This window comes from Coleofasciculus sp. F4-SAH-05 (assembly GCF_040222985.1).
GTDB lineage: Bacteria > Cyanobacteriota > Cyanobacteriia > Cyanobacteriales > Coleofasciculaceae > Coleofasciculus > Coleofasciculus chthonoplastes.
The window spans coordinates 1-11,890 of record NZ_JAVKBY010000152.1 but is presented as its reverse complement, the minus strand read 5'-3'; the positions used below and the strand labels follow the sequence as shown (position 1 = coordinate 11,890).

The 11,890-nt window shown below is 47.0% G+C and carries 8 protein-coding genes; 6 read left to right on the top strand and 2 right to left on the bottom strand.

Translation table 11 applies throughout. The annotated features are described in order from the left end of the window. Positions 1-77 precede the first annotated feature (77 nt). The 5 genes from RIG27_RS18155 to RIG27_RS18135 all read left to right on the top strand — a co-directional run bounded on the left by RIG27_RS18155 (position 78) and on the right by RIG27_RS18135 (position 6,229). The gene (locus RIG27_RS18155) at positions 78-1,523 is read left to right on the top strand and encodes a circularly permuted type 2 ATP-grasp protein (protein ID WP_446347429.1); all 1,446 of its coding nucleotides are present in this window, start codon (positions 78-80) and stop codon (positions 1,521-1,523) included. Between the two features lie 181 nt (positions 1,524-1,704). After that, positions 1,705-2,655: an alpha-E domain-containing protein gene (locus RIG27_RS18150; RefSeq protein WP_446347427.1), complete on the top strand. Its 951-nt coding sequence runs from the start codon at positions 1,705-1,707 to the stop codon at positions 2,653-2,655. A gap of 183 nt (positions 2,656-2,838) precedes the next feature. Continuing rightward, positions 2,839-3,738: an FkbM family methyltransferase gene (locus tag RIG27_RS18145; protein ID WP_446347425.1), complete on the top strand. Its 900-nt coding sequence runs from the start codon at positions 2,839-2,841 to the stop codon at positions 3,736-3,738. A 64-nt stretch (positions 3,739-3,802) separates the two neighbouring features. Then, positions 3,803-4,714 (top strand): transglutaminase family protein, encoded by a 912-nt coding sequence (locus RIG27_RS18140; RefSeq protein ID WP_446347423.1) that lies wholly within the window; start codon positions 3,803-3,805, stop codon positions 4,712-4,714. 24 nt (positions 4,715-4,738) lie between these two features. Then, positions 4,739-6,229 carry a TldD/PmbA family protein gene (locus RIG27_RS18135; protein WP_446347421.1) on the top strand — a complete coding sequence of 497 codons (1,491 nt, stop codon included), beginning with the start codon at positions 4,739-4,741 and terminating at the stop codon, positions 6,227-6,229. A gap of 569 nt (positions 6,230-6,798) precedes the next feature. Here RIG27_RS18135 and RIG27_RS18130 read toward each other — a convergent pair. After that, positions 6,799-6,999, bottom strand: a complete 201-nt coding sequence (locus RIG27_RS18130; protein WP_446347419.1) for a hypothetical protein — start codon at positions 6,997-6,999, stop codon at positions 6,799-6,801. Positions 7,000-7,097: 98 nt separating this feature from the next. On the opposite strand from RIG27_RS18130, the gene gltB reads away from it, so the two are divergent. Continuing rightward, complete coding sequence (gene gltB / locus RIG27_RS18125) at positions 7,098-11,687, top strand: glutamate synthase large subunit (RefSeq protein ID WP_446347505.1); 4,590 nt, start codon at positions 7,098-7,100, stop codon at positions 11,685-11,687. On the opposite strand, the gene RIG27_RS18120 is transcribed toward gltB, so the two are convergent. Then, a partial coding sequence (locus tag RIG27_RS18120; protein ID WP_446347417.1) for a hypothetical protein occupies positions 11,664-11,890 on the bottom strand: 227 nt, incomplete at its 5' end. The two genes, gltB and RIG27_RS18120, sit on opposite strands and share 24 nt — an antisense overlap.

Sequence of the window (11,890 nt, the reverse complement as noted above, 5' to 3'; positions counted from 1 at the left end):
CACTACAGTTCTAGATCCAATTTCGACCAATCTTGGAATACGTAGGGTATACATCAAGGAGGAGGGGTGTAGTAAACGTGGCAGTACAATGGGATCTCTACAATCCAGAAGACTTCTATGATGAGCTGTTCTCAGCCAAAGGGCAGCCACGACCATCAGCCGCTGCCTTAATTAAGTGGATGCAGGGATTACGCCCTGATGAACTCCAGCGACACCGGGAAACGGCTCAAATTGCTCTGCTCAAGTTAGGCGTAACCTTTAGCGTCTACAGTGATAATCAGGGCATCGAACGGGTGTTCCCTTTTGATATTATTCCCCGGATTATCTCGGCTCAGGAATGGCAAACCTTAGAGGGTGGACTCAAACAACGGATTAGAGCGCTGAACCTCTTCCTCAAGGATATGTATGGGGAACAGCTTATTCTTAACGATGGCAAAATCCCCCACGAAGTTGTGTTTTCGGCAACGGGATTTCTCAAGCCTTGCGTCGGCTTAAAGCCGCCAAGCGATGTCTGGTGTCACATTACCGGTACGGATTTAGTGCGCGATCGCGAGGGTCAATGGTATGTTCTGGAAGATAACCTGCGTGTACCTTCGGGCATCTCTTATGTTCTGGAAAATCGGCGGGTGATGAAAAGTACATTCCCGGCAATCTTCCAAACCCTGGCAATTCAACCCGTGGACGATTATCCCAGCCACTTGCTAGAAACCCTGCTCAATTTAGCGCCACCTCAACTCCCTGATCCCACGGTTGTTGTCCTTACTCCCGGTATTTACAACTCAGCCTACTTTGAACATTCCTTTTTAGCCCAGCAAATGGGTGTGGAACTGGTGGAAGGTCGAGATTTAGTCGTCGTGGATGGCTATTTGCAAATGCGGACGACGAAAGGATTGCGGCGAGTAGATGTGGTGTATCGTCGTGTAGATGATGATTTTTTAGATCCTCAAGTCTTTCGTCCGGATTCCTTCTTAGGCGTACCGGGATTGATGGAGGTGTATCGCCAAGGGCGAGTCGCCTTAGCTAATGCACCCGGAACAGGTGTAGCCGATGATAAGGTGGTCTATGCTTATGTCCCAGAAATGATTCGGTATTACCTGGGAGAAGAGCCAATTTTAGCCAACGTCCCCACCTATTTATGTTGGCAGGAAAAAGACCGTAACTATGTCCTGAATAATTTAGAAAAATTAGTGGTGAAGGCGGCTAATGAATCAGGAGGTTATGGAATGTTGGTGGGTTCAAGTTCCACCGAGGTAGAACGGGCAGATTTCGCGGAACGGATTAAAGCCAATCCCCGCAATTATATTGCTCAACCGATCCTCTGCTTGTCGCGAGTGCCAACCTTGATTGATGATCAGGTGGAAGGACGCCATGTCGATTTACGCCCTTACATTTTACATCGGGGAGATGATATTTATGTTCATCCCGGTGGATTAACCCGTGTGGCGTTGAGAAAGGGTTCTCTGGTGGTGAATTCATCCCAAGGGGGCGGAAGTAAGGATACCTGGGTACTTAACCACTCCTAAACCAATCGGGCAAAGGACGAATGACGTAGCTTGCTTCTCAAGGGAGCGAGTATGACAAATGACGAATGACGAATGACAAATGACAAATGACAAATGACGAATCACGAATCACGAATCACGAATAACAAATGACAAATGACGAATCACGAATGACGAATGACGAATGACAAAGGACTAATTTATGCTAAGTCGGGTTGCTGATTCTATCTATTGGCTCAATCGCTATATCGAACGGGCAGAAAATATTGCCCGGTTTGTGGATGTTAACTTAAATTCCATGCTGGATATGCCACCCGGAGTCACCCAGCAGTGGGAACCCTTGGTGATTACAACGGGGGATCGAGATTTATTCCGCGATCGCTACGGGGAGGCGACGTCGGAAAATGTGATACACTTCCTTACCTTTGACTCGAACTATCCCAATTCAATTTTATCGGTACTCCAACTGGCTCGCGAGAATGCTCGTTCGGTTCGGGAAGTGATATCTTCAGAAATGTGGGAAGAAGTCAATCAATTTTTTCTCATGGTTAAAGAGGCGTCTCAAGGAGGAGCATCGGGAGCATTGCCTGATTTTTTCACCCAAGTTAAACTGGCTAGCCATCGCTTTGCTGGGGTGATGGATGCCACAATGACCCATAATGAGGGGTGGCATTTTGGGCAACTGGGTAGATTATTAGAACGGGCAGATAAAACAACCCGAATTCTCGATGTGAAGTATTTTGTGTTATTGCCTTCGATACAGTGGGTGGGAACGCCATTGGATCAAATTCAATGGATGGCATTGCTCAAATCGGCTAGTGCTTATGAAATGTATCGCAAGTCTCAGCATCGGATTACGCCGAATGGGGTGGCTGAGTTTCTGATTTTAAACCGCCAGTTTCCCCGCTCCATTCACTTCTGTTTGGCGCAAGCGGAACAATCATTGCATCAAATTACTAGCACCCCCCGTGGAACTTGGTGCAACCCAGCCGAACGGGGGTTAGGGCGCTTGTGTTCTCAACTCGGATATCTGACCATAGAAGATGTTTTTGAGGATGGCTTGCATGAGTTTTTGAATCAAATGCAAATCGAAATTAATCAAGTCGGCAATCAAATCTCGAAAACATTTTGTGCGGTAGAACCAGTTGGTTAACATTATCCGAAAAAGTTGTAAGCTGTTCGGTACTTAAACCATAATCTCAAGAACGACAAAATCATTGTGGTGCACCCATATTGTTCATTGTTCATTGTTCATTACCAATTTATCTAGATGCATAATAGATTGAGAAGTTTTGTTTTTTTAGTAGTATTCAAACGTTATAAAAAGGAATAAAAAATGCCAAATTTGAGACAAAAAATTATAGCTAGAATATTACATTTTTATCCTTTCTATAGTGGTTGTGGTACTATAGGTAATTCTCTGTGGATTAGAAAAATTGCAGGTGAGAGTGATGAAATAGTTTGGACTCGGTTACCAAACGGAAAATATATACGTGCATCACTCAGTGATTTTAACGGACGTGCTGTATTTTACACGGGTGATTGTGATCGGAAGATAACTTGGCTATGCCAAAAACTTGTACGTCCCGGAGATGTGGCTTTAGATATAGGAGCAAATATTGGTTTAGTTACATTTACGCTGGCATCTATTGTTGGTGAAGCTGGCTATGTACATGCGTTTGAGCCAAACCCACAAATGCAACACTTGATTACAGAAGCACTAGAGTACAATCGTGTAACTAATGTAATGCTTCACCCTTTTGCCCTGGGTGCGGAAGATGCCACCCTTGAAATGAGAATCCCTATAGACCATAGTGGATCAGCCTCATTGATTAAAAAATTTAAACAAAATGTAACGAATATCTTGGTTCCGGTCAAACCTCTATCATCGGTTTTGAGCGACATAGAAAGTAAAAAGATACGTTTTGTAAAAATTGATGTAGAAGGCTTTGAACCCCAAGTATTACAAGGTGCATACGATGCATTTTATAATAATCATCCTGATATAATACTTGTAGAGCTTCATAGTTCTAGTCATTTAGTGGATAAACATCCTACAGTTAAAATACTTAGGAAACTAGGGTATGACTTTTTTAGTATACCGAAAAGTTTAATGTCTGTAAAACCAAGATACTTTGACCCTGAAAAATCCCAATATATCGGACACGATTTATTAGCCGCACAACAGGGAGAAATTTCAAAAGAAGTAGCCGCATTAGTTGGTGCAACTAACTAATGTTGGTGCTAACTAACACGGTTTTAAGCTTGGACTATTAACATAAGACCACTAACGAATTATAGTGCGTTATAAAATTTGCCACACAACAACCTATACCTATAATCAGTCCGTTATTTTAAAACCCCATATCATCAGGCTACGTCCCCGGTGTGATGGGACTCAGAAACTGTATTCGTTTAGATTGGAGATTGAACCCAAACCTGAGAAGATCGTTGAGATGATCGAATTGGATGGGAACGCGATCGCGAAACTTTTATTTAATACCAGCACCGAACAATTAACGATCAGCGCTACATCCGTTGTCGAAACCTGTCGAACCAATCCCGATACCATTCAACTCGAACCGTGGGCAACTCAGTTACCGATTAAGTACCCCGACTACTGGTTCTCTCAGTTACAGCCTTATCAGCAATTTTATGACCCTTCCTCAGGCGATTCAATCAAGCAATTAGCCCAGGATATTTACCATCAAGTTAAGGGCGATACCGTTAACTTTGTCAAAACACTCAACCAACATCTCTACAGCCATTGTAAACCCCAATATCGGGAAAAAGGTGCACCTCGGTCTCCCCGTAAAACCTGGGACTTAAAGAAAGGCTCTTGTCGCGATTTAGCGGTGCTATTCATGGACGTTTGTCGGGTGATGAGATTAGGCGCACGATTTGTCAGTGGGTATCAGGAAGGGAATCTAGAACGATCGCAACGATATCTTCATGCTTGGGTAGAGATTTACTTACCCGGTGCGGGATGGCAAGGCTATGATCCTAATCAAGGTGTTGTGGTTACGGATCGCCATATTCCCCTCGTGGCTTGCGCTTTACCCCGGTATGCTGCTCCGATTTCCGGTGCGATCGCGACAACGAAATCGGTGGGTGAAGGGGCTAAGAAAATTGAGTCGGATATGAAAATTAATTTGTCTATTGCCAGAGATGAATATAGCGGTTTTCAGTCCGATACCATACATTTAACATAAGTCAATGGATTTTAACAATAGACTATGGTAAAATCACTCACCCCAACCCCCACCGCAACGGATTTGGCTCAACTGGCGACTGATTTAATTCGTCAAGCTGGCTGTGAGTACGGCGATGTCCGATTTTGCACCTACCGCCATCAAAATCTTTATGCCCGCGATCGCTCCCTGAGTCAACTCTGTGATAATGTTAGTGCTGGCTTTGGGGTGCGGGTGTTACTGGATGGGGCGTGGGGTTTTGCCGCGAGTCCCTATAAAACGCCAGCAGAGGTGGAACGGATTGTTACCTTAGCCGTGGAAATCGCCAAGGGGAGTCGCCTGTCTCAGCGGACAAGGGTACAACTGGTTCCTGTCGCCGCCTATCAGGATACTTACGTCACTCCGATGGAAATTGACCCCTTTAGTATCCCGATTACTGAGAAAGCTGATTTACTGTTGCATATTAATGACCAACTGCTGGGTTATCGGGAACGGGGGATTAAAAAAGCCTATTCTTATTTACAATTTACCAAGGAAGATAAGACCTTTGCTTCGACAGAAGGTTCGCTGATTCACCAAACACTGTATCGGACTTATCCTGGATTTGGCTGTAGTGCGATCGCGAATGGAGATGCTCAAAATCGCAGCTATGAACGCCCGCCGATGAATAAGGGCTATGAGCATGTTATCCGAGCGGATTTACTTTCTCAAGTGGAACGAGTTGCAGAAGAAGCGATTGAAAAAGTCCATGCGCCAAAAAGTCCCTCTGGTATTCGTTCCACGCTAATTCTGAAACCCACAAACCTGTGGCTGACAATTCATGAATCCGTCGGACATCCCACGGAATTGGATCGAGTATACGGTTATGAAGCCAACTTTGCGGGCACCAGTTTCGCGACAACTGATAAATTAGGGAAACTCCAGTATGCCGCACCTTGGGTTAATTTCAAAGCCGATCGCACTCAACCCGGTGGACGCAGTACCATGGGGTATGATGATGAGGGCGTACCTGCACAAGAGTGGTACGTTGTCAAGGATGGAATTTTAGTGGATTATCTCACTGATCGGGAAACCGCCTATCGATTAGGGCGAGGCAGTAGTAATGGTAGCGCCTTTGCCGATAGTTGGTCAAGTGTGCCGATGGTACGCATTCCCAATTTAGGCTTAGAACCGGGAGTTGAGGGGGGAAGTCATACGGCGACGTTAGCCGAAATGATTGCCGATACCGAAGAGGGTATTTTAATTGATGGCATTGGCAGTTTTTCTATTGATCAGCAACGGCGCAATTTTCAGTTTGGTGGCGATGGGTTTTGGCAGGTAGAAAAGGGGAAAGTGGTAGGAATGTTAAAGGATGTAACGTATCATTCTATGACCACAGACTTTTGGAATAGTGTAGACGCGATCGGCTCTAAGTCTGAATGGCAACAATGTGGGACAAATTTATGTGGTAAAGGTGAACCCATGCAAATCGCCCAAATGACCCATGCTTGTGTCCCCGTGCGGGTGCGAAATATTCACATCGGCGGCCCATCTTAATCCGTCTGTAGTTCGTAGTAAAGGCTTTAGCCTTTCAACGTTTCAACGAAGCCAATAACCATTTTAACCCGCCCAATTGTTAGGTTTAACGGCGCTATTGAATAAAGGGTGGGTTTTGTTGCTCAGTTATCGGTAAGCCGCCCAATTGTTAGGTTTAACGGCGTCATTGAATAAAGGGCGAGTTTTGTTGTTCAGTTATCGGTAAGCCGCCCAATTGAATCCCTAAACCCGCCCCTACGGACGGATATTCAGAAAATCTGGGATAATTATTAAGTGCGATCGCCTATCGTAATCTGTAGGGTGGGTTAGGCGGAATTTAATTGAGTCGGTAACTATTTAATAAACTATCCGCCGTAACCCACCGATAGTCAAGCAGAAAAACCCAAACCTACCGATAATGATGTGTCCTAACCGCTATGGCGGTTGCTATAACAATCCACATTGACCCAAAATCCCTGTATTTTATGGGATATATCAGTATCAGACTATACTGTTTTTTTGAAGCATTTCCCGCCAAAACTCAACCCTCAACTAAATTAAAGCCAAATCCCCTGAATGTTATCGTTTTGTTAAAGCTGGGCTTGTACTTCTGGTGGAGTTGGTTTATCGTAATCCAAATAAGCTGGTGGTGTCGCAGCGGGGATATCCTCCGTTAAGGTAAAAGGCTCCAAGGTTCCGAGGCTCTGAGGCAGAAGGTAGAATAAAAAAACGCTTGTATAGTAAGCTGTTGCACCTTTTTCCACGGGATACTGATTTCCGCTACGTTGCACCAGATAGCTTTCCAACCTCTACACTGAAAAACGTACACTGAAAAACGGGCGCAAGGATGGTGCCCCTACAACCCTCGTCATTTTTGGGTCATTTTAAGATGAAAAGCAACCAACTGCCGAAAAAACAAGGTTTATACGATCCACAGTTTGAACACGATGCTTGCGGTGTCGGATTCGTCGTGCAGATGAAGGGAAACAAATCTCACGATATCGTGGAACAAGGGCTAACGATTCTGGCAAACCTGGAACATCGCGGCGCCTGTGGTTGTGAACCGAACACTGGGGATGGCGCGGGGATTTTAATCCAAATCCCGGATCAGTTTATGCGGAAAGTCGCCGCCGCTGATAACATTACCCTACCAGCCGCCGGTGAATATGGGGTGGGGGCGATTTTTACCTCCCCTGATCCGATGATTCGCCAGCAGAGTCGCCAGATTTTTGAGAAAATCGCCACCGAAGAAGGGCAAACGGTTCTGGGTTGGCGAGATGTTCCCGTGGATGACTCACCCCTGGGGAGTATCGCTAAACTGGGTGAACCGTTCATGCAACAGGTGTTCCTCCAGCGTTCCCCCAACCTGGCTGATGATCTGTCTTTTGAACGGAAACTCTATGTGATCCTGAAACGGGCGGAAAAAGAAATTCGTCAGTCAGAGGTTGACCCCTGCTGGTATATCGCTAGCCTCTCCTGTCGTACCCTAGTGTACAAAGGGATGCTCACACCGATGCAGGTGGGACAATATTATCCCGAACTCCATGATCCGGATCTCAAAAGTGCTCTAGCCTTAGTGCATTCACGGTTTAGCACCAATACCTTCCCCAGTTGGGAACGTGCCCACCCCTATCGCTACATCGCCCATAATGGGGAAATTAATACCTTACGGGGTAATATTAACTGGATGCACGCTCGACAGTCGCTGTTTAAATCGAAGCTGTTTGGCGATGACTTGGAGAAAATTCAGCCGGTTATTGATTTAGAAGGGAGTGATTCGGCGATATTCGACAACTCCCTAGAAATGTTAGTCTTGTCTGGTCGTTCATTACCCCATGCGGTAATGATGATGATTCCAGAACCCTGGACAAATCATGAGTCGATGAGTGATGAGACAAAGGCATTCTATGAATATCACTCCTGTCTGATGGAACCCTGGGATGGTCCTGCGTCTATCGCCTTTACCGATGGTACGACGATTGGGGCAGTTTTGGATCGGAATGGATTGCGTCCATCGCGGTATTATGTGACCAAAGATGACCGGGTAATTATGGCATCCGAAGCTGGGGTGTTACCTGTGGAACCCGAAGACGTGGCGTTTAAAGGGCGCTTGCAACCAGGGCGGATGTTCTTGGTGAATATGGAAGAGGGGCGGATTATTGCTGATGAGGAATTGAAACAGGCAATTATTACCGAACATCCCTATCAAGAGTGGATTGACGAATACATGATGGAACTGGCAACATTAAAAGATGCGCCAGAAGTCCCCCAATCGGAACCCGACACCCTAATTCAACGACAAATCGCATTCGGCTATACCTTCGAGGAACTACGGATGCTGATGGCACCAATGGCACAGAATGGGGTGGAAGCTGTGGGTTCGATGGGTTCGGATACACCATTGGCGGTGTTATCCGATCGCCCGAAGTTACTGTACAATTATTTCCAGCAACTCTTTGCCCAGGTAACTAATCCCCCGATTGATTCGATTCGGGAAGAAATTATCACCTCAGCCGAAACCACGATTGGTTCAGAACGCAACTTACTGGAACCTGAACCCCAGAGTTGTCATTTAATTGAACTGAAAACGCCGATTCTGACGAACGAGGAATTAGCAAAACTCAAATATGTATCCGAAGGGGAGTTTAAATCGGTTACCCTTCCGATTCTATTTGACCCCAAGGCTGGGGTGAAGGGATTGGAAACAGCGCTGGATGAGATTTGTGGGAAAGCGGATAGCGCGATCGCACAAGGAACCAGTATCATTATTCTCAGCGATCGCGGCGTTGACAAAGACCATGCACCCATCCCCGCCTTACTTGCCGTTGCTGGGTTACATCACCACCTAATCCGCAAAAAGACGCGCACCAAAGTGGGAATCGTCTTGGAATCCGGAGAACCTCGCGAAGTTCATCATCATGCGCTTCTCGTCGGTTATGGTTGCGGCGGGATTAATCCCTATCTGATGTTTGAAACCATTGACGATATGATCAGTCAGGGTTTGCTGGAGAATATCGATCGCCAGACAGCCCAGAAAAACTATATCAAAGCCGCCACCAAAGGGGTAATTAAAGTCGCCTCCAAGATTGGCATTTCCACCATCCAAAGTTATCGCGGCGCCCAAATCTTTGAAACCATTGGACTCAAACAAGCCCTGGTTGATAAATACTTTACCTGGACAGCCACGCGGATTGAAGGGGCGGATTTAGACGTAATCGCCCAAGAAGCCATTATGCGCCATAGTCACGCCTTCCCAGACCGAGAAGTGAATGGACATACCCTAGATGCAGGCGGCGAATATCAGTGGCGCAAAGACGGGGAAGCACACCTATTAAGTCCCCAAACCATCCACGCCCTCCAAAACGCCGTGCGTCAGGGTAGCTATGACCTGTACAAAGAATATGCTGCCCTAATTAATGAGCAGACCCAGCAACATTTTACCCTACGCGGACTCCTGCAATTCAAAAAACGCGACCCGATTCCCTTAGAGGAAGTCGAACCCGTGGAAGCGATTACCCGACGGTTCAAAACCGGGGCGATGAGTTATGGTTCAATTTCCAAAGAGGCACATGAATCCCTAGCCATAGCCATGAACCGGATTGGCGGGAAATCCAATACCGGAGAAGGCGGAGAAGATCCCGAACGCTATACCTGGACAAATGAACAGGGGGATTCTAAGAACAGCGGGATTAAACAAGTCGCATCCGGGCGGTTTGGCGTCAACAGTTTGTATCTGTCTAAAGCCAAGGAACTCCAAATTAAGATGGCGCAGGGGGCGAAACCGGGAGAAGGGGGACAGTTACCGGGGCGGAAGGTGTATCCTTGGATTGCTAAGGTACGAAACTCTACCCCTGGAGTCGGCTTAATTTCACCACCACCGCACCACGATATCTACTCAATTGAAGACTTAGCCGAGTTAATTCATGACCTGAAAAACGCCAACCGCGACGCCCGGATTAATGTGAAACTGGTGTCTGAGGTGGGTGTGGGAACTATCGCGGCGGGGGTGGCCAAAGCCCATGCGGATGTGGTACTCATTTCTGGTTTTGATGGCGGAACGGGTGCATCGCCGCAAACCTCGATTAAACACGCCGGATTACCCTGGGAATTAGGGGTTGCGGAAACCCATCAAACCTTGGTATTAAATGATCTGCGATCGCGGATTGTGGTGGAAACCGATGGTCAAATGAAGACGGGGCGCGATGTGGTCATGGCGGCGCTACTGGGGGCAGAGGAATTTGGCTTCTCTACGGCACCTCTCGTGTCCCTAGGCTGCATTATGATGCGAGTTTGTCAAAAAAACACCTGTCCGGCGGGAATTGCCACACAGAACCCCCTGCTGCGTCAGAGTTTCATCGGCAATCCGGATCATACGGTGAACTTCATGACCTTTGTCGCCCAAGAAGTGCGGGAAATCATGGCACAACTGGGATTCCGCACCCTAAATGAAATGGTGGGGCGTGTGGATGTCTTGGAAGCGAAGCAGGCGGTGGATCATTGGAAGGCGAAGGGATTGGATTTATCCCAGATTCTCTATCAACCGGATGTGGGACCCGAAATTGGGCGCTATTGTCAGATTCCCCAGGATCATGGGTTGGATAAGTCCCTAGATATGAGGGTTCTGCTAGACTTATGCAAAGGTGCGATCGCAAAGGGTGAAAAAGTAACCGCTACCCTACCGATTCAGAATACCAATCGGGCGGTGGGCACGATTTTAGGCAATGAAATCACCAAGCGTCATTGGCAGGGATTACCGGAGGATACCATCCATCTGCATTTCCAAGGAAGTGCGGGTCAAAGCTTCGGCGCATTTGTCCCCAAGGGCGTCAGCTTAGAACTAGAAGGAGATGCCAATGACTACTTTGGCAAAGGATTATCCGGAGGTAAATTAATCCTCTATCCCCCCGCCCGTTCCACATTTGTCCCCCGTGAGAATATCATTGTCGGTAATGTCGCCCTCTATGGCGCAACCTCTGGTGAAGTTTATATTCGCGGAATGGCAGGTGAACGGTTCTGTGTTCGCAACTCAGGGGTTAACGCGGTAGTGGAAGCCGTAGGGGATCATGGGTGCGAATATATGACTGGGGGTAAAGTGGTGGTTTTGGGTCCAACCGGGCGCAACTTTGCGGCGGGAATGAGTGGCGGTGTCGCCTATGTGTTGGATGAGAAAGGGGATTTTGCCACTCGTTGCAATACCCAGATGTCCGACTTAGAGAAACTGGAAGATGAGGAGGAGATTGAAATCATCCACCAAATGATTGCCAAACACGTCGAGTACACCAAGAGTCAACTGGGATTAACCATCTTGGCGAATTGGACAGAAATGGTGCCGAAGTTTGTCAAGGTGATACCCAGGGATTATAAGCGAGTTCTGGCTTGCTTGAATAAAGCCGAGGAAGCCGGGTTAAGTGGGGATGATGCGCTAACGGCTGCGTTTGAAGAAAACGCCCGCGATTTAGCCAGGATTAGCGGTAGCTAGGATTGTGGGGCATAACGTGAACAAGTTACCGTAGGGTGCGTTAGCGAAGCGTAACGCACCATTTCCCAAGGCTTTGATCACAGCGAAGCGTAACGCACCATTTCCCAAGGCTTTGATCACAGCGAAGCGTAACGCACCATTTCCCAAGGCTTTGATCACAGCGAAGCGTAACGCACCATTTCCCAAGGCTTTGATCACAGAGA

Excerpts from the sequence above, each read along its gene's own strand:
- RIG27_RS18135 (WP_446347421.1), top strand. The coding sequence starts at position 4,739 with ATGGTAAAATCACTCACCCCAACCCCCACCGCAACGGATTTGGCTCAA.
- gltB (WP_446347505.1), top strand. The coding sequence starts at position 7,098 with ATGAAAAGCAACCAACTGCCGAAAAAACAAGGTTTATACGATCCACAG.
- RIG27_RS18150 (WP_446347427.1), top strand. The coding sequence starts at position 1,705 with ATGCTAAGTCGGGTTGCTGATTCTATCTATTGGCTCAATCGCTATATC.
- RIG27_RS18145 (WP_446347425.1), top strand. The coding sequence starts at position 2,839 with ATGCCAAATTTGAGACAAAAAATTATAGCTAGAATATTACATTTTTAT.